Here is a 21,700-nt window from a genome sequence, read left to right as displayed (position 1 = left end):
GACCTCCTGCAATCGCGGCACTGGGCACGGCAGAACGCGGCGTTTCGCAGACCGTAGAGGCTCCCCCTGTGTCGCCTTCGGCGCCTTCCCCCTGAGGGGGGCAACGCACTCGCTGCGGGGCGGCCCTTGCTCTGCGTCACTGGCCTGGGCCGCGCCAGTTCCGGCCGTGTGACCACATCCCTGGCCCATGGACAACGGCGGCTCCGCGACAATCGGGGCCACCATGACCCACGCACACCGCTCCGCCACCCCCGTTTCCACCCACGACACCACGCGCATTGACGACACGCGCATCAAGGCCGTGCGCCCGCTCATCACGCCAGCGCTGCTGCAGGAATGGCTGCCTACGCCCGATGCAGCGCTGACCCTGGTCGAATCCAGCCGCGCCGCCATCTCGCGCGTGCTGCAGGGCCAGGACGACCGGCTGATCGTGGTGGTGGGGCCCTGCTCCATCCACGACCACGACCAGGCCATGGAGTACGCGCGCCAGCTCAAGGTGCAGGCCGATGCGCTGCAGGACAACCTGCTCATCGTGATGCGCGTGTACTTTGAGAAGCCCCGCACCACCGTGGGCTGGAAGGGCTACATCAACGATCCGCACCTGGACGGCAGCTTCGCCATCAACGAAGGGCTGGAACTGGCGCGCCAGCTGCTGCTGGACGTGCTGGCCACGGGCCTGCCGGTGGGCACCGAGTTCCTGGACCTGCTCTCGCCGCAGTTCATCAGCGACCTGGTGAGCTGGGGCGCGATCGGTGCGCGCACGACAGAAAGCCAGAGCCACCGCCAGCTGGCCAGCGGCCTGTCGTGCCCCGTGGGGTTCAAGAATGGCACCGACGGCGGCGTGAAGGTGGCGAGCGACGCCATCCAGGCGGCCCAGGCATCGCACGCCTTCATGGGCATGACCAAGATGGGCCAGGCAGCAATCTTCGAGACGCGCGGCAACAACGACTGCCATGTGATCCTGCGCGGCGGCAAGCAGCCCAACTACGGCGCTGCCGACATAGACGCGGCCTGCGCGCTGCTGCGGGCTGCCGGCCTGCGCGAACAGGTCATGATCGACGTGAGCCACGCCAACAGCAGCAAGCAGCACCAGCGCCAGATCACGGTGGCTGGCGAAGTGGCCCAGCAGATTGCCGCGGGCGATGCGCGCATCACCGGCCTCATGATCGAAAGCCACCTGCAGGAGGGACGCCAGGACATCGTGCCCGGCCAGCCCCTGCGCCACGGCGTGTCGGTAACGGATGCGTGCATCAGCATGGCGCAGACCGTGCCGGTGCTCAACGAGCTGGCCGCCGCGGTGCGGGCGCGGCGGGCACGCGCCTGAGCCGCGCCGCGTCCCACGTCGAGCGGTTGGGCGCTCATAGCCAGAACATTGCCGGAAGCTTGCGCATCCATTTGGGAAAAACCCTGGTGCATGGCCGCCAGCGGGCTCTCGCCCCGAGGTGTAGCATTGACATTTCGCGCTTGTGGCCTCAAGGTTTTTGGCCTACAACCAAGGCGCGCCCGCTCGGTATGCGTTGGCCCTCCACCCGTTCCTGTCGTACGCCTTTCCAGACAATGCCGCTTCCGACCCCTTGCATCACCGACCGGGCCGCAGCGGCGGGCGCGGCGCGTCGCGCTCCACGGGGCAGGGCAGCCGCTTGACCATGGCTTCCGCGCACGCCACCCAGGAATCCGCGCGGCTTGAGGCCCTGCAGTCCTACGCGATTCTCGACACGCCCTCCGAAGACGCCTTTGACCAGCTGGCCACGCTTGCGGCGCGGGTGTGCCAATGCCCGATGGCGGTGGTCAACTTCGTGGACAGCGAGCGCCAGTGGTTCAAAGCCGCGGTGGGCGTGCCACTGGCACAGACAGACCGGGCCATCGCGTTTTGTGCGCATGCCCTGGACGGCGGACGTGACGCCATGGTGGTGCCCGACACCACGCAGCACCCCATCTTTGCGAGCAATCCACTCGTGACGGGCGAGCCCCACGTGCGCGCCTATGCCTGCGTGCCCCTGGTCACGCCCGAAGGTTTTGCCCTGGGCACGCTGGCGGTGATGGACACGGTGCCGCGGGTGCTCCAGGACGAGCAGCTCGACGGCTTGAGGATCCTGGCCGATCAGGCCATGGTGCAGCTGGAGCTGCGCCGCCAGAAGCGCCTGCTCGCCCAGCTGGTAGAAGACCGGGACCGTCTCCATGCCGAGATGCTGGCCCAGGGCGAGGCCCTGCGCGTGGCGGGGCAGATCGCGCGCATTGGGGCTTGGACGCTGGAGCTGCCCAGCCTGCAGGTGACGTGGTCGCAGGAGATTGCCGCCGCGTATGGGCTGTCGCACCGTGTCAGCAATCTGGCGCAGGTTTTGCAGCTTTACAGCCCGCCGTACCGCGCGTCCGTGCAGGCAGCGCTGGAAGTGTGCATGCAGCATGGCATGCCGTTCGACCAGGAGGCCGAGGTGACCATGCCCGGCGAGATCCGCCTGTGGGCGCGCACGGCGGGGCAGGCGGTGCGCGACGCCAGCGGGCAGATCGTGCGCATCCGGGGGGCGTTCCAGGACATCTCCGCCCAGCACTACGCCCGGCAGGCGCGCCGCGAAAGCGACGAACGCTTCCAGCTGGTGTCGCGTGCCACGGCCGATGCAGTGTGGGACTGGAACCTGAACACCGACCTCATGTGGTGGAACGAAGGCATGCAAACCCTTTTTGGCGTGCCCCTGGACCAGCTTCCGCCCGACAGCACCTCCTGGACGCTGCGGCTGCACCCCGAGGACAGCGAGGGCGTCCTGCGCAGCATCCACGCGGCCATCGACGGGACCGACAACCACTGGTCGGCCGAGTACCGCTTTCAGCGGCAGGACGGCACCTATGCCTGGGTGCTGGACCGCGGCTTCCTGATCCGGGACTCGGCGGGCAAGGCGGTGCGCATGGTGGGTGGCATGGCCGACATCAGCGCGCAGAAGCTCACCGAGCTCGACGCCCAGCGCGACGCCCAGAACCATGCCGAGCTGCTGCATGTGCAGCAGCGCATCTCGTCGCTGGCCATGCCGCTGCCGGAAGTCCTGCAACTGGTGGCCGACACGGTGCTGCGGCAGACGCAGGCCCGGGGCGCCGCGGTGGAGCTGCTGCAGGGCAACCAGCTGGTAGCGCAGGCCTGCGCGGGCGACCACGTGCGGCCCGTGGGGCACATGCTGGCGGTAGAGCAAAGCCTGCTGTGGTCCACGCTGCGCGAGGGAAAGACGGTGGTGTGCAACGACACGGAGGCCGAAGGCTGGGACATGACCTCGCTTCCGCACCGCCGCGGCGTGCGCTCCGTCATGGCGGTACCGCTGCGCACGCCCCAGGGCGTGGTGGGCTCGCTCAAGGTCACCTCCGACAAGCCCAACGCCTTTTCGCGGCGGGATGTGGCGCACCTGGAGATCCTGACCGAATCGCTGGGGGCCATGGTGCAGCTGCGTCACGTGGCCGGCCAGCTCAAGGCGTCCGAGCAGCAGTACCGCATGCTGTTCAACGAGCACCCGCACCCCATGTGGGTGTATGACCGCGAGAGCCTGCGCCTGCTGGCCGTGAACCAGTCGATGGAGCGGCACTACGGCTACACCGAGACCGAGCTGTTGGCGATGCACATGACCGACCTGTGGCCGCCCGAGCGCCGCGAGTCCGTTGCAGCAACCCTCCGCGCCATTGCAGCCGACCAGCGCAACAAGCCCGTCATCAGCCGCCACGTCAAGAAGGACGGCAGCTTCATGGACGTGGAGATCACCGCGGGCAGCATCAGCTTCAACGGCCGGCCGGCGCGCCAGGTGCTGGCCACGGACGTGACCGAACGCCTGCGCACTGAACGCGAGCTGGCCCGCATGAGCCGGGCGCAGCGCTTGCTGAGCGCCTGCAACGAAGCGCTGGTGCGCGCCACTTCCGAAACCGCCTTGCTGCAGTCCGTGTGCCAGATCGCGGTGGACATCGGGGGCTACCGCATGGGCTGGGTGGGCTTTGCGCTGGACGACGAGCGCAAGTCCATCCAGCCGGTGGCCTATGCGGGCTACCACCAGAACTACCTGGAGAAACTCCAGCTTTCCTGGTCGGAGGACGACCCGTTTGGCCGGGGCCCGGCGGGCACCGCCGTGCGCACGGGCCAGCCGGTCATCGTGCAGGACATCCGCAAGGAAGGCAATTTCGCCGACTGGACCGAGCGCATGCTGCACCACGGCTTCCACGGCGTGATCTGCCTGCCCCTGCGCGAACGGGACCGCACGTTCGGCCTGCTGTACCTGTATGCGCCCGACATCCTGCAGATCAGCGCCGACGAGGCTGCCCTCTTGCAGGAGCTCGCCAGCGACGTGGCCTTCGGCCTCACCAGCCTGCGCGCGCACAAGGCGCAGCAGCGGCTGCAGGCCTCGGTGCTCAAGGTGGCGGCGGCCGTGTCGGCCAGCACGGGCACCGAATTCTTTGTACAGCTGGTGCGCAACATGGCCGACGCGCTGGGTGCCCAGGGCGGCTGTGTGGTGCGGCTTTTGCCCACGGCGTCGGGCCAGCCGCCGCGGGTCGCCACCTTGGCGGCCGTGCTCGACGGGCGCATGCTGCCCAACGACGAATACTCGCTGGAAGGCACACCCAGCCTCCAGCTGCTGTCGCAGCGCGAATATGTGGTGAGCGACAAGGTTCAGCAGCTCTATCCCGAGGCGCCGGTGCTTCGCCTGGTGGGGGCCCAAGGCTACGCAGGCCAGCAGCTGTGCAATTCCGACGGCGAAGTGGTGGGCATCGTGTTCGTGCTGTTCCGCCAGCCCATCGAAGACACGGGCTTCGTCGCCTCCACGCTGCAGATCTTCGCGGCGCGCGCCTCGTCCGAAATCGACCGGCAGCTGGCCGACGCCCGTATCCGCCACCAGGCCTCCTTGCTGGACAAGGCGCAGGATGCGATCCTGGTGCGCGATCTCGAACACCGCGTCATCTTCTGGAACAAGAGCGCCGAGAGGCTGTACGGCTGGTCGCAGCTGCAGGCGCTCGGCCAGTCCGTGGACACGCTGCTCTACGACGATCCATCCCACTTTCACCACGCCACGCAGGTCGTGCTGGAGCAGGGCGAATGGACGGGCGAGATCGTGCAGCGCCACCGCGACGGCAGCACCATCGAGGTCGAAGGCCGCTGGACGCTGGTGCGCGGAGACGATGGCCAGCCCCGGTCCATCCTGGCCATCAACACGGACATCCGCCAGCGCAAGGCCAATGAGCGCGAGATCCAGCGCCTGGCGTTCTACGACGCCCTCACTGGCCTGCCCAACCGCATGCTGCTGATGGATCGCATGGCCCACGCGCTGGCCAACGCCCAGCGGCGCCAGCAGGGGGGGGCGCTGCTGTTCATTGATCTGGACAACTTCAAGCAGCTCAATGACACCCTGGGCCACGACCAGGGCGATGTGCTGCTGCAGCAGGTGGCCCAGCGCCTGAACACCTGCGTGCGCAGCGTGGACACGGTGGCCCGCCTGGGGGGTGACGAGTTCGTGGTGATGCTCGAGGAGCTCAGCGCCAAGCCGCACGAGCTGGCCCTGCACGCGCGCAGCGTGGGCGAGAAAATCCTGGCCATGCTGGCCGTGCCGTATGCACTGGCGGGCTACCAGTACCGCAGCACGCCCAGCATCGGCATCGCGCCGTTCACCGGCGAGCAGACCAGCGTGGGCGAGCTGCTCAAGCAGGCCGACCTGGCCATGTACCAGGCCAAGACGGCGGGGCGCAACACGCTGCGCTTCTTCGACCCGGGGATGCAGGCGGTGGTGACTGCCCGAGCCGGTCTGGAAACCGATTTGCGCGCCGCGCTGGCCCAAGAAGAATTTTTGCTGCACTTCCAGCCGCAGATGCACCTGTCGGGCCGCTGTGTCGGAGTGGAGGCGCTGGTGCGCTGGGCCCATCCGCAGCGGGGCATGGTGTCACCCGCGCATTTCATCCCGCTGGCCGAAGAAACCGGGCTCATCCTGCCGCTAGGGCGCTGGGTTTTGCACACGGCCTGCAAGCTGCTGGCCACCTGGCAGGCCAACCCGCAGCTGGCCCACCTGACCATGGCCGTGAACGTGAGCTCGCGCCAGTTCCGCCACGCCAGCTTCGTGGACGACGTGGCCCGCGTGCTGGCCATCACCGGGGCGCCGGCCCGCCTGCTCAAGCTGGAACTGACCGAGAGCCTGCTGGTGGAAGACATGGAAACCACCATCGCCACCATGACGGCGCTGCGCGCGCTGGGGGTGGGTTTTTCGCTGGACGACTTCGGCACAGGGTATTCGTCGCTGAGCTATCTCAAGCGCATGCCGCTGGACCAGCTCAAGATCGATCAAAGCTTCGTGCAGGACTTGCTCACCGACCCGAACGACGCCGCCATCGTGGACACCATCATCGGCCTGTCCCGCAGCCTGGGCCTGGACGTGATCGCCGAAGGGGTGGAAACCCCCGAGCAACGCGAGCTGCTGGCCCGCGCGGGGTGCCTGCACTACCAGGGCTACCTCTTCAGCCGCCCCCTGTCTGCGGACCTGCTGGAGGCCTTCCTGCGCCCTGGCGCATCCTACTGAGCTGGTTTTTCCGGTTTTTCAACTCTGAACGGGTTGGGTGCGGCCGAGAAAGGCCGATTCCTGGAACAGGTCGGAACCAGCGCTGGTGTGGAACGTTCCTGGCCCTGGCAGGAACAGCCGTGTCGGAAGGCCCTTCCACGAGCCTGTAGAGAACTCGCGCGGCGGGCTTCGCACGGCCAAGCCATCGCCCCCGCCTTTATTTCTGCCGGCCACGGCGTCGCTCACGCCCGCCAAGGCCGGGCCATGCTGCCCCGTGCAGGGGCTTCCTGCGGTGCCGACCCAGCCGGTGCAGGCGCGCTGCATTTGTCCCCTGTCTTCTTCTTATGTTTTCTATAAATACATAGTCGTAATAGTAGAGGGTGCCCCGGCGTGTGGACAACCCCGGTTTTCCCAAGCGCCACGCGCACTTGCATGGCCGCCAAGCCTGTGCACCACGCCCTGTTCCCGCTGTTGCGGCAACGGGGACAAAAGCCACGCAGGGCCCCGGCATGTGGACAACTCCCCGGTTGTGCCAAAACTATCCCCAGTGTTACGCACCCGCCCGCTTATTCACCGCGTTTCATTCAAAAGTGCCCTCTGCGCTTTACAGACAAGCGCTGATAGCTATCAATTTGATAGTGTTTTAAATATTTGGGTATCTCGGCGGCGTGGTGCGGTCCGGCCCATGACGATCCTTTCACATCTTCCCCAGGCTGGTTTCCCTCGGCGATGGGAGAGGCCGTGGCGTGTGTCGGTCGCCAGTGAAGCTTGGCCCGGTGAGGGCCACGCCGGGTCTCTACTGGGGCCTTTTGTCGGGTGCGTCGGCACGGTTTCCGGAAGTTCTGGTTGTTCTTTAATAGGTATATCAATAAATAGCAGTAGTAGTAGAGCAGCACCCTTGCTGTGGACAAGGCCGGTTTTGCCAATGCTGGCGCCAACTTGCGTGACGCCAAAGCCTGTGTGGCGGCGCGGGCAAAAGGCGGGGCTCGCATGCAACAACTTCGCGCGGGCGCCGGTTTGTGTGGATAACCGGTCAGTTGTGCCAATACTTTCCACAGATTTGTACACAGCGGTGCTTCGCCACTGCCTGATTCCTTCCAGAAAGCACAAAGCCCGCGTCCGGCCAGGATCGCGGGCTTTGAAAAAAAGGGCCGGCTGTGAACAACCGGACCGTGGAGGGCGGGCGGCAGAATTGCGCGCCTGGGCGTGCTTCTTACTTCGCGGGCGTGGCCGGCTGCTGCGGCGCAGGGCCTTCGCCGCCGCGCATGCCGTGGCGGTGTCCATGCCGGCCCTCGCCGTGAGCTTTCATGCCGCCCATGCGGTGACCATGGTGGGCCTGGGCGTCAAAGGTCTTCTGCTGCTCGGGCGTCAGCGTGGCATAGAAAGCCTTGGTGGCCTCGCCGCGGCGGTCGGCCTCGGCCGCGTGCTGCGCGCGCAGGGCCCGCATGCGATCGATGCGTTCCGGGGTAGTGAGCTTGGCCATGTCCTGGTGGTCCAGGCGGGCGCCGCGTTCGCCCGGCTGCAGGGCGGCGGTGTAGGTGGCCCATGCGGGCTCCTGGGCGGGCGTCAGCTTCAGTTGCTCCTTGAGTGTGGCCATCCGCTGGGCCATGTGGGCCTGGCGGCGTTCACGGTGGTCGGCCTTGGGCTGGCCCTTGGAGGCGGTGGCGCCGGCGGCCGGCGGCGTGGCGGGGGCGGGGGCGGGCTGGGCCAGCACGGGCAGGGCCAGGGCAGCCAGCATGGCGGTGGCGGCCAGGCGGTGTTGGAATTTGATAACCATGGTGTGAGTCCTTTCACGGGGTTGGAAGCTCGCGGGGACGACCGTTCCAGCGATGGAAGCCAGTGTCTGCCCGCCGTGTATCGCGTCCGTGCCGCTTGGATGTGGCTGTGTAAAGTTTGCGGAAAGAAAACCCACGGTGACGCCGGGAAGAGGGACCCGAGAGGCTCCGCAGGCGAAGCACCGACAATGGCGCATTCGTTCGCAGACAAGCAAAGGTTTTCCGTGTTCAAGAACATGATCGTGTACCGCATTGCGCCGCAATGGCAGGTTGAATTGACGCAAGTGGAAGATGCATTGGCGAAGACGCCCTTCATGGAGTGCGGCGCCACGCAGGAGAAATCCCTGGGCTGGGTGCCGCCGCGCGGCGAGCAGCACGGGCCGATGGTGGAGTCGGTCGGGGGGCAGTGGATCCTGCGCTTCATGGTCGAATCCAAGGTACTGCCCGGCAGCGTGCTCGCCCGCCGCGTGAAGGAGAAGGCCGAGCGCATCGAAAAGGAAACCGGCCGCAAGCCCGGCAAGAAGGAAAGCAAGGAGCTCAAGGACGAAGCCAAGCTCGACCTGCTGCCCATGGCGTTCACCAAGCAGGGCTCGATGTGGGTGTGGATCGACACGGCCTCGCGCCTGCTGGTGCTCGATACGTCCAGCCAGGGCCGGGCCGATGAAGTGGTCACGCTGCTCGTCGAATCCCTGCCAGGGCTGTCGGTGTCGCTGATCAACACCCAGGTCAGCCCGCAGGCCGCGATGTCGCACTGGCTCAAGGAGCAGGAGCCGCCCGTGGGCTTCACGGTGGACCGCGAGTGCGAACTCAAGAGCGCGAGCGAAGAAAAGTCCGTGGTGCGTTACGCCCGCCACCCCCTGGACATCGAGGAAGTGCAAGCCCACATCGACGCGGGCAAGCTCCCCACCAAGCTTGCCCTGACCTGGGACGACCGCGTGTCCTTCATGCTGACGGAGGGGCTGCAGATCAAGAAGATTGCCTTCCTGGACACCGTGTTCGAAGGCACGAAGGCCGATGACGGCGGATTTGACACCGACGTGGCCATTGCCACGGGCGAATTGACCAAGCTGATTCCAGACCTGATCGAGGCGCTGGGCGGCGAGGCGGAAAGCGGGGTGGCGAATGCGGCGCAGGGAGCGGCTGCGACGGCCAGTGTGTCCGCGCTCGCGGTGACGGGTCCGGCCATGGCGCCGGCAGATACCGATCCGGCGTCTGCGCCTTTTTAAGCCTTTTTTGCCTCCAGCGCTTGATTGGCAAGCGCTGCAAGCTATATTTTTGATAGCTTTCGTGCGGACTGGGCTGGTTTGCTGGTCGCCTGTCCCGCTGCCAGGTCATCCAGGATCGGGCAATCCGGCCGATCATTGCCCTGGCAGCACGACACCAGGGTTTGCAGGGTGCGCTGCATGGACTGCATCTGCGCGATGCGTTCGCTCAGGTCGTCGATGTGGTCCTGGGCAATGCGCTTGACCTGGCTGCTGGCGCGGCTGCGGTCGCGCCACAGCCCCAGCAGTTCGGCGATTTCCTCCATCGAGAACCCCAGGTCGCGGCTGCGGCGGATGAAGTGCAGGGTGTGCACGTCGGACTCGGTGTATTGGCGGTAGCCGCTGTCAGTGCGAGCCACGCCGCTGATGAGGCCCAGCGATTCGTAATGCCGCACCATGCGGGCCGAGATGCCTGCGCGCCGGGCGGCCGTGCCGATGGGCACGGGCCAGGCGGGGACGGGGAGCGTCGTGGTCTTGGTTGCCATGGAGCGGTGCCCGCGGTCAGGCCATGACGGTGTAGCCCTCTTCGGCGATGGCGGCGGCCAAGGCCTCGCGCGGGGCGGTGCTGTCCACGTCCACCTTGCCGCTGGCGCGGTCGATGCGGACTTGCGCCTGGGGGTCCACCTGCTTGACCGCCTGGGTGACGGCGCGCTCGCAGTGGCCGCAGGTCATGCCCTGGACTTGGAAAGTGGTGGTGGCGGTGTTGGCTTGCATGGAATAACTCCTGGGTAGTGAACAACGATCAAGGTTGAGCCTCGATGGTGAAGCTTGACATGGTGGCAAAGTCAAGGGATGTTGAAACCTCTGATTGCGTGAGGGTTGATGTGGCACAGGGCTTGACCTTGCCATCACGTCAAGGATCACCATGCATTCCATGAACACCACCACCACCCCATCATCCGCCCCCCTGGCCGGGGCCAGTCACTCGCTGGACCTGGGGATTTCGGGCATGACCTGTGCCAGCTGCGTGGGCCGCGTCGAGCGCGCGTTGCGCAAGGTGCCGGGCGTGCAGGAAGCCTCCGTCAATTTGGCAACCGAGTCGGCCCGCATTGCATTTTCTGCCGGCGCCGGGCCCGGCGACGCTGCCGCCATGGAGGCCTTGCTGCGCCGCGCCGTGCGCAATGCCGGCTACGAGCCGCGCGCCGCCGGGCCGGCCGAGGCCGATGACGACGTGTCGCCTTGGGCCGGGTTCCTGCCCGTAGGCATCGGGCTGGCGCTGTCGTTGCCGCTCGTCGTGCCCATGGTGGGCGACCTGATCGGGCGGGACTGGATGTTGCCCGCCTGGGTGCAGTTCCTGCTGGCCACGCCAGTCCAGTTCATTCTGGGGGCGCGGTTTTACAAGGCGGGCTGGCATGCGGCCAAGGCGCTGTCGGGCAACATGGACCTGCTGGTGGCGCTGGGTACCACGGCGGGCTGGGGCCTGTCGATGTGGCTGTGGCTGACAGCCCCCGCCGATCATCCCGGGCATGTTCCGCACCTTTACTTCGAGGCTTCGGCCGTGGTGGTCACGTTGGTGCTGCTGGGCAAGTGGCTGGAGGCGCGGGCCAAGCGCCAGACCACGGCCGCCATTCGCGCGTTGCACGCGCTGCGGCCCGACGTGGTGCACCTGCTGGGCCGGGATGGCGAAGTGGACGTGCCTGTGGCCGAGGTTTTGCGGAGCGATCGCCTGGTGGTGCGGCCGGGCGAGCGGATCCCCGCGGACGGCATCGTGCTGGAGGGGCACACGCAGGTGGACGAGTCCATGCTGACTGGCGAGCCCTTGCCGGTGGCGCGTGATGTGGGTGCGAAGGTGACGGGGGGCTCCATCAACGGCGACGGCCGCATCGTGGTCGAAGTGACGGCCGTCGGCGCCGAGACGGTGCTGGCCCAGATCATCCGGCTGGTGGAAGACGCCCAGGCGGCCAAGGCGCCCATCCAGCGCCTGGTGGACCAAGTGTCGGCCGTGTTCGTGCCGGTGGTGCTGGTGGTGGCGGTGGTCACGCTCGTGGGCTGGCTGGCGGTGGGCGCGGGGCTGGAAGCTGCCCTCATCCACGCCGTGGCCGTGATGGTGATCGCCTGCCCCTGTGCGCTGGGCCTGGCCACGCCCGCGGCCATCATGGCAGGCACGGGCGTGGCAGCCAGACACGGCATTCTGATCAAGGATGCGCAGGCGCTCGAACTGGCGCACAAGGTCGATACGGTGGCGTTCGACAAGACCGGCACGCTCACGTTGGGGCGGCCCCGGCTCACGGCGTTCGAGGTGGCAGACGGTGTGGATTCGTCAGCGCTGCTGAAGGTGGTCGCGGGCGTGCAGAGCGGCAGCGAACATCCCCTGGCCCGCGCAGTGGTGGCGGCGGCCGGCGAACGGCAGCTGGACGTAGAACCCGCGCTGGACGTGCGTGCCGTGCCCGGGCGCGGCACCGAGGGCGAGGTGGCGGGCCAGCGTTATCTGGTGGGCAGCCTGCGCTGGATGCAGGAGCTGGGCGTCGAGCTGGGTCCACTGGCGGCGCGCGCGCAGGCGCTGCAGAACGAGGGTGCCACCGTGTCGGCGGTGGCCCAGCGTGTGACCGAGGGGCCGAGCGCAGGGGCGAAGTATGTCTTGCGGGCGCTGATGGCGTTTGGTGACGAGCCCAAGCCCGGTGCATTGGCGGCGCTGGCGGCCCTGAAGGCGCGGGGTATTCGCACGGTGATGATCTCGGGCGACAACCGCGGCGCTGCCGAGGCCATGGCGCGCCGCCTGGGGCTGGACCCGGGCGCAGGCGAGGTGATGGCCGAGGTGTTGCCGGGCGACAAGGCGGCCCGGGTGGCGGCGTTGCAACAGGGTGCGGAAAAAATGCACCATCATGTGGCGATGGTGGGCGACGGCGTTAACGATGCCCCGGCGCTGGCGGCAGCCGACGTGGGCCTCGCCATGGGCAATGGCACGGATGTCGCCATGCACGCCGCAGGCATCACGCTGATGCGGGGCGATCCCATGCTGGTGGCCGCGGCGCTCGACATATCGCACCGCACGGTGATGAAGATCCGGCAGAACCTCTTCTGGGCGTTCGCTTACAACGTGGCCGGCATCCCCCTGGCGGCGTTGGGCTACCTGAGCCCGGTGGTTGCGGGAGCCGCCATGGCCTTGAGCTCCGTCAGTGTTATGGCGAATGCCCTCTTACTGAAGCGCTGGCGCATGTGATAAACACGTTCTGACAATCTCAGAGGGTCATTGATGTCTGGCAAACTGCAACGCTTTGTTGCAAATCTTTCAGCCAGACGGCTCAGCTTCAGGGCGGGCCCGGACCTCTTCTTACGAAGGACGAACGACCATGAATTTCTTCTCGCTCATGCGGCACTTCACCATCCGATTGCGCATGTTGGGGGCCATCGGCGTGGTGCTGGGCCTGCTGGGCCTGCTGGGCAGTGCGGGCATGCTGGGCATGTTCCGCATTCACGCCATGAGCGAGGACTTCATGGCGCAGTCGTTCTCCGAGGTCAGCCAGCTGGCCGAGCTGCGCGGCGAGATGGGCGCCATCCGCCAGTACGAGAAGGACATGATCATCGGCTATGAGAAGCCCGAGGCCGTCAAGGCTGCGCATGCCAAATGGCTGGAGAGCCAGGAAAAGGCCAAGAAGATCGCGAGCCAGTTCCTCGAAGGCCCTGAAGACGCGGACAACCCCATCGTGCGCAACATCGTCAAGCGGCTGGACAGCTACCGGGAGCTGTTTGGGCACGTGGCGCGCCAGCTGGAGGCCAGCGGCTATGACACCGCCACCATCGCCAACCGCATGAGCAGCAAGGCCGTGGCCGAGTTCGCCGAGGCCGACAAACTGATGGCGGAGCTGGACGCCGTGCTGCGCGCCGAGGTGGCCCAATCGGTCAAGGAGCAGGGCCAGGTCGCTGGTGAGACCAAGTGGCTTTTCGTGCTGGCCGTGCTGATTACGGTGGTGGTGGTGGTGCCCACCACGCTGATGAACATGAACTCGATCTGCCGTCCGCTGGAAGATGCGCGCAAGATGGCCCAGGCCATTGCCGGGGGCGACCTGTCGCAGCACATTGCGGCCGAGGGCAAGGACGAGGTGGCCGACCTGCAGCGCGCGCTGCGCGACATGCAGCAGGGTTTGGGGGCGCTGGTGGCGCAGGTGCGCGATGCCAGCGGCAACATTGCCACGGCCAGCCAGGAAATCGCCAGCGGCAACCACGACCTGTCCCAGCGCACGGAACAAACGGCCAGCAATGCGCAAGAGGCCGTGTCGTCGCTGTCGCAACTCACCGCCACGGTGCAGCAGACGGCCTCGTCGTCGCAGATGGCCAACCAGCTGGCCGCTTCCGCCTCCGGCACCGCCACGCGCGGCGGCTCGGTGGTGCAGCAGGCCGTGGCCAGCATGCACGAGATCTCGGCGTCCAGCCGCAAGATCGGCGACATCATTGGCCTGATCGACTCCATCGCGTTCCAGACCAACATCCTCGCGCTCAACGCCGCCGTGGAAGCCGCGCGGGCAGGCGAGCAGGGACGGGGCTTTGCCGTGGTGGCCAGCGAGGTGCGCAGCCTGGCCCAGCGCTCGGCCGCGGCTGCCAGCGACATCAAGGCCCTGATCAACAGCAGCGTCACGGCCGTGGATGGCGGCGTGCGCCATGTGGAAGACGCGGGCACGGCCATGAACGAGATCGTGACCAGCGTGCAGCGTGTGGGCGACATCATTGGCGAGATCAGCGCGGCCGCGTCCGAGCAGTCGGCCGGTATCGGCCAGGTGAACCAGTCGGTGGGCGAGATTGATCGCATGACGCAGCAGAACGCTGCGCTCGTGGAGGAATCCGCCGCGGCCGCCGACTCGCTGCGCGAGCAGGCCGCGCGCCTGTCGCAGGTGGTGCAGCAGTTCCGGCTGGCGGACGATGGTCCAGCCGCGATGGCGCTGGCGCGGCCCACCCTCCCCGGCATCGGAATGGACAGGAGCGCGTAGCACCGATTCAAGCGAGCTTGGACCGGTTCTGAGCCTGTCGCGCCGGGCCATCGCCCGGCAAGCGTGTGACGGTCATTCGGCCGTCGCGTGTCTTGATCTGTGTCAGGCTGTCCCAGCAGGTCTCATGGCAATCTGGCTACCGTTAGCCAACTTGGGGATTGCGCCATGTCATCGATCTGCCTGCGAACCATTCGTGAAGAGCACGCATCGCTCGCCGCCATCCTCCATTCGCTGCGTTTGATGCTCGACCAGGGGCCGGGCAATGATCCCGCCGCGTTCTTTGATGTGATGCGGGCGATGCTGTTCTACATCGACGAGTTTCCGGAGCGCCAGCACCATCCCAAGGAGTCGCAGTGGCTCTTTCCGAAGGTGGCCGAGCGCTGCGCCGAGACCGCGCAGGCCATCGCGCAGCTGGAACGCGACCACCGCGGCGGCGAGGCGGCTGTGCGCGAACTGCAGCACCTGCTGGTGGCGTGGGAACTGATGGGCGAAGCGCGCCGTGACCTCTTTGTGAAGGCGCTGGACGGCTACATCCGCTTTTATCTGGAGCACATGCGCGTGGAGGAAACCGTGGTGATCCCCGCAGCGCAGCAGCACTTGACCCCCGCCGACTGGGCCGCCATCGACGTGGCTTTTGCCAGCAACAGCGATCCGCTGGCGCCCGGCAAGCCGCGCAATCCGGTGTACGACCGCCTGTTCACGCGCATCGTGATGCGCGCGCCCAGCCCGATAGGGCTGGGAAGCCCCCCCTGAGCCGCCTTCGGCGTCTTCCCCCAAAGGGGGGACGCCGCCAGCGCGGCGGGGCGGCCCTTGCGCGGCGGCCCACGCTTCGGCAGCGCCACTTTCAACCGGCGTAGGCTGCATGAAGGATGGTCGTCATAACGCTTGTGGCCCGGCACATGTGGATCTCGATGGGCCGCACGGCGCCTTTTCGCAGTCAATAGCCATGCTGTTGGCAAGAAAAGCAACGCCGCGGACTACCCGACGCCGCGCTGGCACCGCCAGCAGGGAGTGATGCGGACCGTCCTGAACGCCTGTATTGGTGAACAAATCCTCAGCCTGTAGCGAGCGCCGGGTAGTCCGTATACCCCTCGGCCCCGCCGCCATAAAGCGTGGCGCGGTGGACTTCATTCAAAGGGGCATTGCGCCGCAGTCGTTCCACCAGGTCGGGATTGGCGATGAAGGGGCGGCCGAAGGCCACGATGTCGGCGCCGTCGGCCAGGGCGGCTTCGGCCAGCTCGCGGGTGTAGGCGTTGTTCACCATCCAGGCGCCTTGCCCGCCTGCGGCCCGGTAGGCAGTCCGCAGCGCGGCGTAGTCGAACGGGCGGCCCTCCACTTCGCGTGGGCCGCCGGTTGCGCCCTCGATCACGTGCACGTAGGCCAGGCCCAGCGGGGCGAGCTCGCGCACCACGTGTTCAAACAGGGGCTGGGGGTTGTCGTCCACGATGTCGTTGGCGGTCGTCACGGGCGACAGGCGGATGCCGGTGCGTCCACCGCCGATTTCTTCAACGATGGCGCGCGTCACCTCCAGCAGCAGGCGTGCGCGGTTCTCGATGCTGCCGCCGTAGTCGTCGGTGCGGCGGTTGGCGCCGGTCTTGAGGAACTGGTCGATCAGGTAGCCATTGGCGGCGTGGATTTCCACGCCGTCAAAGCCGGCCGCGATGGCATGGCGCGCAGCGTGGCGGTAGTCCTGCACGATGCCGGGCAGCTCTTCGGCGTCGAGCGCACGGGGCTGGGACGTTTCGGTGAAGGTGGGCACGCCATTCTTGATAAGAACCGTCTTGGTGTGCGCGCGGATGGCGGATGGCGCCACGGGCGCTGCGTTGCCCGGCTGCAGGTCGGTGTGCGAGACGCGACCCACGTGCCACAGCTGCACGACGATCTTGCCGCCGGCTTCGTGGACGGCATGGGTCACCTTCTTCCAGCCGTCCAGCTGTTCGGTGCCGTACAGGCCGGGCACGTCGGCGTAGCCCTGGCCTTGCGGGCTGATGGCCGTGGCCTCAGAAATGATGAGCCCGGCGCTGGCACGCTGGGCGTAGTAGGTGGCGACCAGCTCGGTCGGGATCGCCTCGGGCGACCGGTTGCGGGTGAGGGGGGCCATGGCGATGCGGTTGGCCAGAGCCAGATCGCCAGCGCGGGTGCTTTCAAACAGGGATTTCATGCGGACTCCAGAACATTGCGCACAACAAGAACGCGGACACGCGAGCGCCATGAGAAGGCATGACAACGCGCTCCAACACGCTTTCAGACCTGTACAGCGTACTGCGCTCGCGCCAGGCTTGCACTGCGCGAAGTCATGCAAGGTTTTTGAGTTTGTGCTGGGGCCGCGTGAGCGGGGTGCGCGTGCGCGCGGCCTGCGAGCCGCCGGGATGGCGTCGCAGGCCGCGCGGAGGGCTCGTCAGCCTATCGGCTGCAGCCGGTCCACCAGCAGGGCAGGGTTTCGCGGTAAGGCTTCACGGCCACCCACTTGGGGTTGCTGGCGGCGTCGTCGAATGCGGCTTCGCGCAGACCCCAGGCGCCGTAGTGGCCGGGTTTGTAGACATTGTTGAAAAAGGCGAAGACCTGGCCGGGGGCGGTGCCGTTGGCGTTGGTCCATGCGCCCATCAGATCGCGGTACACATCGCCCATGCGGGGGTAGCGGTTGGCTTGGGTGAACAGGTCGGTGACAGCTTGGTTGGGGGCACCCACCACGGATAAGTGCTGGCCGCCTTCGTAGGCAAACAAGGGCTTTCGGAAGTTTTTGTCGGAAACGATGGCTTTTTGGCCGTTGATCCAGCTGGTCACCAGATCGATCGCCCCATGGGGGATGTCGGGCGATTTGAGCGGGGTGTCGGCAATGGGTTGGCCATTGGCATCCTTGGCGCGCAGTTCCCGGAAGAGGGTGTTCAGCCCGCCATCGGGCTCCGTGGTCCACTTCGCCACGGCCGCGATATGGTCGTTGTCGCCCAGATAGCCGCCCACATACGGAGCCACGGCGACTGCATCGATGGCACGGGCGCAGTTCTCTTGGATGAGGCCTGCTGCCACGGCCAGCGGGCATCGCAGCAGCGGAAGGTCGGGATCGACCACGGAGATTTGCTGGTTGACCACGCATTGCACGCGCGACGCTTCTGCGCTGAACTCCTCCTTGATGATCTGGCAGAGCTCGCTGGAGCGCAGGGCGTAGTAGTTGATGACGCGATCGTGTCGGCTGCCTTTGTCTCCAAATTTTTCCAGTCCTTGTTCGGCAAGCCAGAGGTAGTTTTCATAGAAGCCCGGCGCGCTGTTCCACGGCTCGTTGCCATATTCCACGATGAACTTGGCAGCGGGGTTCAGGCCTTGCTTGACCTGCTGGGCCATGCGCCGGGCATAGTCGTCGCTGGCGTGGTAGGGGATGTTGAGCCAGGCGTCGGCCTTCAGGGTGTTGGCCAGGTTGAGGGATACGCCAATGGGCACGCCAAACTCGGTGTTCCAGGTGTAGTCGTTTTTCAGCGGCCGATCCATCCATTCAGCCAGCTGGGAGCTGTTGGTCTTGAACCAGTCCATGAAGCGGATGGCGCGGTAGCCGTTGAGGTCGCCCAGGAAGTTGGGGAACCACAGCTGGGTGGCCGACAGGTCGACCAGCGACGTGTAGGTGCTGCCGCCGCTACAGGCGCTGCTGGCGGGAACCCAGCGGTAGACGTTGTCGCTGCAGATGCCGCCCGGCGGCAGGATGCGGATGTTGCGCAGGTGGTTGCCGACCGTGATCTTGGAGATGCTGATGAACAGGTTCTCGCGCAGCCTGGCGTTGTTGGCCATGTTGAAGGTGGCATGGCCCGGGCTGACGATCTTGAAGTTCTCGGCCGAGGCGCCCCCAATGAAGAATTCGCCTTCCCCATCAAAGTAGACGTGGTAGACGCCCGTGAGCCGTGCCTTGGGATCGTAGTTGTCCAGGATGGCGGAGCTGACGGTGGCGTAACCTGCGCTGTCGGGGTCGGTGGGCAGGCTCTTGACCCAGCCGTTGGCATCCAGGTCCAGCACCTCGTAGGGCCTGGAATGCCACTTGCCGTTCTTGTCGGTCGGCGCCCACTTCTGCATGCGCTTGGCCAGGTCGATGGTAGGCATGTCCGAGTTTTCAGATGTCAGCCCGACCAGGTTGATGGCTGCACCGCCCGCATGGCGGGGGCGCACCCCTTCTAGCGCAGCGGGCGTGATGCCAGCCCCCTCGTCGTCGGCCGTGCTGGCAGCCGTCAGGGTGAGCTTGGCCGTGTCCGTCGCAGTGTCGGTGCTTCCCCCGCCGCAGCCGTGCAGCAGGCTCGATAGCAGGGCAATCCCAAGCGTATGTCGTAGTCGTTTCATATGGATCCTCCGGAAAATTGGTTGGTTTTCTTGGCTTTCGGGGCGTGGTCTCCGGCCTGGGTCAGGCGCGTATCCGCCCCGTGATGTGAGGGGTGGGGGGTGCTGGTGGGAGGTGCCTCCTCTCGAGGGTTGAATAAGCCAGGGGTCTTCCGCGCGAATCACCACGCTGTGTGCATCTACGGGCTTGTGCGGTCTGCTGCGGCAACAAAATGCCCGCCGTCGCTGCGGCGGTTGCTGCGGCGATGGCTGCGCTTTGCAGCAGCACATCCCGATCCGCAGCGCACACTGGGCTAGCGGGAGTGGAAGCGGGATCCGGGCAGAGGATCCTTAGCGGGCTCGGTGCCGGTCGAAAAATTGCACGTACCCCTCATAGGCCAGGGCGGGGTGGTCGTGCAGGCGGGCATCGGCCACATAGCTGCAGGAAGCTGTGGCCTGGGCTGCGGCATAGGCGTTGCACAGGGCCGGCCCGAAGTCCGGGTAGTGCAGGGCGTCCTGCTGTTGCATCTGTGTGAGGGTGAGGGGCCGACCGACCACGGGGCTGTCGTAGCGCAGTTGAATGGGGGGTGCCTGGCGGGTCACGTCGCGCACGGCGCTGCCGTAGCGGTCAGCGTTGGGGTTGCGGCCGTGGAACGTCTGCAGGAACAACTCGTGATGGGGCTGGACCAGGAACCACTGCGCGAAGTCTTCGCCGCGGTAGCTGGTCTGCGCGTTGACGGCAAACACGGCGCGCACGGCCGGCGATGTGCTGACGGGTTGCATGGCCGTCCACACCCCCAGCGTGCCGCGCGACTGGCCCACCAGAAAGATGTTGCGCGGGTCGATGCGCAGCGCCTGGGCGTGTGTGACCAGGTAGTTCAGGGCCTGGGCAATGTCGGTGTGGGGCACCGGTCCGCCCGGCTCGGGCGATGCGTTGGTGACGGGGTGACGGAATTCCAGCGAGGCAAAGGCATAGCCCGCGTCCCGCGCGGGCGGCAGCAGGGCTCGGCGCAGTGCACTGCCTTCGGGCAGCTCCTTGCTCATGCCGTTGGGATGTGCCCAGACGATCAGTGGCGCGGCGGCCAACTGCGCCGGGGCCGGGTAGAAGTCCAGGTTCTGCTGCAGGGCTTTGTCGTCCAGCGTGGGTTCATGCCAGCCTTCAGCGCCCCAGCAAAGGGTGATGAAGTCTTGCGCCGGCGCAGCGCGCGGTGCGTCGGGTTGACACCCTGGCGCAGAAGCTGTGGAAAAGGGTCCCAGCGCGGTGGCCGCCGCGGTGCCGTTGTCGTCATTGCCGCCCCCGCCGCAGGCGGCAAGCAAGGCGGCCGCGAGCAGCCAAGCCATGTGGGTCCGGGCCGGGCGCGGCACAGCAGGTATTGACGTCATGGAACTCCCTCCTCTTCGGAAATAGGTGTCCAGGACGCTCTCCCCTGTCGCGGGGACCGTGGTGGTATCGGCGGCGCCCATCGGTCTCCCGGTGGCGCAGGCTCTTCGATACCTACCGCGACGTTGTAGTAACGCCCTGTGTTGTGGAAGGGCATTGCATCGGGGACGTGTTGCGCTTCTGTGAAGCGCCGGTATCGACGGTGAAAAGTGGTGTGCGAAAGGTAGTGGAGCCCTCGCGCACTAGGAACCTGCCTGACTTGAAGCGGTTTCCAAGCCCTACAGGCTCCAAGGCTGGTGTGCTACTTGAGCAGGCCTTCGGCCTTCATGGCCGCCTGCACCGCCGGCCGTGCGCCCACGCGTTCGCGGTAGGCGGCCAGATGGGCCAGACCCGAGATTTCGACGTTGGTGGGCTTGGCCCAGTTGGTCACGGTGAACAGGTAGCCGTCGGCCACGGTGAACTGGTCGCCCATCAAGAACTGCCTTCCCGCGAGCTGGCCATCCACCCACTGCAGCCGCTGCTGCAGTGCCTCGCGAACGATGGGCTTGTAGTCCTCGGGCGTGTTGGGCTTGAACAAGGGACTGAAGCCCTTGTGCAGTTCGGTGCCGATGAAGGTGAGCCACTCCTGCAGGCGGTAGCGCTGCAGGCTGCCGTTTTGCGGCGCCAGCATCTTGAGCGGCACCTGGTCAGCGATGTACTGCACGATGGCCGGGCCTTCGCGCAGGCGGGTGCCGTCGTCCAGTTCCAGCATGGGTACGTAGCCGAGTGGATTGATGGTGTAGTAATCCGTGCCGTCCTGCAGCTTGTGGCTCTTGGTGCTGGCCAGCACGGGGGTGAATGCCAGGCCCGCTTCGTGCAAGGCGATGTGGGGGGAGAGGGAGCAGGCGCCGGGGGAGTAGTAGAGCTTCATGGATCGGTCCTTGAATTCGCGAAAGAGCGACAAACGTTGAAGCCGTCGATGCTATGCGTTCCGCTGTTTTTTTGTCGGACGACAGTGGGGGTGGCCTCGGTCATACCTCTGCAGTTCTCACCCGGTAAAAGTCTGTAACCCGCGCAGCCCCGTCGCATGCGTTTCCCGTGTGCAGACCGCTCCTGTTTCAATAGCTATTTGCGCAATTCCCGCTTGCCCTATAGCCCGATCCCCTGCATTCTCCGCCGCCCACCCCGGCCTACCCCCATGTAGGGGGCATTCCCAGCTAGGAACGTCCCTAGCTAGGAGCCTTCCCAGTTTCGCGCGCTGATGCCTATAGGCACAGTCGCGCGCCATGCAAGTCGCACCCTCCGCCTCCACCTACGCGCCAGCCCCTGGCGATCTGGCCAGCCCGCCCGCTCCTGGCAGTGCATTCAACAGCTACACAGACCAGCCCCAGGACCACGCAGGCGCCTTTGCCGACAGCGGCCCAGGCGGCTACGCCCAGCCCGACCCCCAGGCTGACCCCGCCCTGGCCAGCACCTCCCTCTTCGCCCCCACCGACAACGCCCCCAGCACCACACTGGCCCAGATGGTGCAGGCACCGACCAAGCCCTTGCTGCTCACCCCCGAGAGCGCAGCGGACCTGGGCAT

Annotated in this window: 13 protein-coding genes and 1 pseudogene; 7 read left to right on the top strand and 7 right to left on the bottom strand. The window is 66.5% G+C overall.

What is annotated here, in order from left to right; genetic code table 11:
• The first annotated feature begins 223 nt into the window (after positions 1-223).
• Together MRY84_RS23045 and MRY84_RS23040 are read left to right on the top strand one after the other, a co-directional pair.
• Complete coding sequence (locus tag MRY84_RS23045; RefSeq protein WP_291507991.1) at positions 224-1,324, top strand: 3-deoxy-7-phosphoheptulonate synthase; 1,101 nt, start codon at positions 224-226, stop codon at positions 1,322-1,324.
• Positions 1,325-1,646: 322 nt separating this feature from the next.
• On the top strand, positions 1,647-6,524 hold the full coding sequence (locus MRY84_RS23040; protein ID WP_291507990.1) for an EAL domain-containing protein: 4,878 nt from the start codon (positions 1,647-1,649) through the stop codon (positions 6,522-6,524).
• 1,192 nt (positions 6,525-7,716) lie between these two features.
• Here MRY84_RS23040 and MRY84_RS23035 read toward each other — a convergent pair.
• A complete protein-coding gene (locus MRY84_RS23035; protein WP_291507989.1) occupies positions 7,717-8,280 on the bottom strand; it encodes a Spy/CpxP family protein refolding chaperone in 564 nt (187 codons plus the stop codon).
• 222 nt (positions 8,281-8,502) lie between these two features.
• Between MRY84_RS23035 and MRY84_RS23030 the strand changes: the two genes are divergently transcribed.
• Positions 8,503-9,504, top strand: coding sequence for a recombination-associated protein RdgC (locus MRY84_RS23030; RefSeq protein WP_291507988.1), 1,002 nt, complete (start codon positions 8,503-8,505; stop codon positions 9,502-9,504).
• 41 nt (positions 9,505-9,545) lie between these two features.
• Here the strand turns inward: MRY84_RS23030 and cueR are convergent, their stop codons facing one another.
• On the bottom strand, positions 9,546-10,025 hold the full coding sequence (cueR, locus tag MRY84_RS23025) for a Cu(I)-responsive transcriptional regulator (RefSeq protein WP_291507987.1): 480 nt from the start codon (positions 10,023-10,025) through the stop codon (positions 9,546-9,548).
• 16 nt (positions 10,026-10,041) lie between these two features.
• A complete protein-coding gene (locus tag MRY84_RS23020; protein WP_291507986.1) occupies positions 10,042-10,254 on the bottom strand; it encodes a cation transporter in 213 nt (70 codons plus the stop codon).
• Positions 10,255-10,414: 160 nt separating this feature from the next.
• On the opposite strand from MRY84_RS23020, the gene MRY84_RS23015 reads away from it, so the two are divergent.
• The 3 genes from MRY84_RS23015 to MRY84_RS23005 all read left to right on the top strand — a co-directional run bounded on the left by MRY84_RS23015 (position 10,415) and on the right by MRY84_RS23005 (position 15,215).
• Positions 10,415-12,700, top strand: a complete 2,286-nt coding sequence (locus MRY84_RS23015; RefSeq protein WP_291507985.1) for a heavy metal translocating P-type ATPase — start codon at positions 10,415-10,417, stop codon at positions 12,698-12,700.
• Between the two features lie 130 nt (positions 12,701-12,830).
• The gene (locus MRY84_RS23010; RefSeq protein WP_291507984.1) at positions 12,831-14,462 is read left to right on the top strand and encodes a methyl-accepting chemotaxis protein; all 1,632 of its coding nucleotides are present in this window, start codon (positions 12,831-12,833) and stop codon (positions 14,460-14,462) included.
• Between the two features lie 165 nt (positions 14,463-14,627).
• Complete coding sequence (locus tag MRY84_RS23005) at positions 14,628-15,215, top strand: hemerythrin domain-containing protein (RefSeq protein WP_291507983.1); 588 nt, start codon at positions 14,628-14,630, stop codon at positions 15,213-15,215.
• 301 nt (positions 15,216-15,516) lie between these two features.
• Here MRY84_RS23005 and MRY84_RS23000 read toward each other — a convergent pair whose 3' ends face one another.
• The 4 genes from MRY84_RS23000 to gstA all read right to left on the bottom strand — a co-directional run bounded on the left by MRY84_RS23000 (position 15,517) and on the right by gstA (position 21,046).
• The gene (locus tag MRY84_RS23000) at positions 15,517-16,623 is read right to left on the bottom strand and encodes an alkene reductase (protein ID WP_291507982.1); all 1,107 of its coding nucleotides are present in this window, start codon (positions 16,621-16,623) and stop codon (positions 15,517-15,519) included.
• 242 nt (positions 16,624-16,865) lie between these two features.
• Positions 16,866-18,779, bottom strand: a complete 1,914-nt coding sequence (locus MRY84_RS22995; RefSeq protein WP_291507981.1) for a hypothetical protein — start codon at positions 18,777-18,779, stop codon at positions 16,866-16,868.
• 327 nt (positions 18,780-19,106) lie between these two features.
• Positions 19,107-20,138, bottom strand: a complete 1,032-nt coding sequence (locus MRY84_RS22990) for an alpha/beta hydrolase fold domain-containing protein (RefSeq protein WP_291507980.1) — start codon at positions 20,136-20,138, stop codon at positions 19,107-19,109.
• A gap of 299 nt (positions 20,139-20,437) precedes the next feature.
• On the bottom strand, positions 20,438-21,046 hold the full coding sequence (gstA, locus tag MRY84_RS22985) for a glutathione transferase GstA (RefSeq protein ID WP_291507979.1): 609 nt from the start codon (positions 21,044-21,046) through the stop codon (positions 20,438-20,440).
• Positions 21,047-21,401: 355 nt separating this feature from the next.
• On the opposite strand from gstA, the pseudogene MRY84_RS22980 reads away from it, so the two are divergent.
• Positions 21,402-21,700, top strand: a pseudogene (locus MRY84_RS22980) (hypothetical protein); the annotation flags it as partial.

This window comes from Acidovorax sp. (assembly GCF_022763525.1).
Taxonomy (GTDB): domain Bacteria; phylum Pseudomonadota; class Gammaproteobacteria; order Burkholderiales; family Burkholderiaceae_C; genus Acidovorax.
This window is presented reverse-complemented; position numbering and strand designations above follow the sequence as displayed.

Excerpts from the sequence above, each read along its gene's own strand:
- MRY84_RS22990 (WP_291507980.1), bottom strand. The coding sequence starts at position 20,138 with ATGACGTCAATACCTGCTGTGCCGCGCCCGGCCCGGACCCACATGGCT.
- gstA (WP_291507979.1), bottom strand. The coding sequence starts at position 21,046 with ATGAAGCTCTACTACTCCCCCGGCGCCTGCTCCCTCTCCCCCCACATC.
- MRY84_RS23020 (WP_291507986.1), bottom strand. The coding sequence starts at position 10,254 with ATGCAAGCCAACACCGCCACCACCACTTTCCAAGTCCAGGGCATGACC.
- MRY84_RS22995 (WP_291507981.1), bottom strand. The coding sequence starts at position 18,779 with ATGAAACGACTACGACATACGCTTGGGATTGCCCTGCTATCGAGCCTG.
- MRY84_RS23040 (WP_291507990.1), top strand. The coding sequence starts at position 1,647 with ATGGCTTCCGCGCACGCCACCCAGGAATCCGCGCGGCTTGAGGCCCTG.
- MRY84_RS23015 (WP_291507985.1), top strand. The coding sequence starts at position 10,415 with ATGAACACCACCACCACCCCATCATCCGCCCCCCTGGCCGGGGCCAGT.
- MRY84_RS23000 (WP_291507982.1), bottom strand. The coding sequence starts at position 16,623 with ATGAAATCCCTGTTTGAAAGCACCCGCGCTGGCGATCTGGCTCTGGCC.
- cueR (WP_291507987.1), bottom strand. The coding sequence starts at position 10,025 with ATGGCAACCAAGACCACGACGCTCCCCGTCCCCGCCTGGCCCGTGCCC.
- MRY84_RS23010 (WP_291507984.1), top strand. The coding sequence starts at position 12,831 with ATGAATTTCTTCTCGCTCATGCGGCACTTCACCATCCGATTGCGCATG.
- MRY84_RS23035 (WP_291507989.1), bottom strand. The coding sequence starts at position 8,280 with ATGGTTATCAAATTCCAACACCGCCTGGCCGCCACCGCCATGCTGGCT.
- MRY84_RS23045 (WP_291507991.1), top strand. The coding sequence starts at position 224 with ATGACCCACGCACACCGCTCCGCCACCCCCGTTTCCACCCACGACACC.
- MRY84_RS23005 (WP_291507983.1), top strand. The coding sequence starts at position 14,628 with ATGTCATCGATCTGCCTGCGAACCATTCGTGAAGAGCACGCATCGCTC.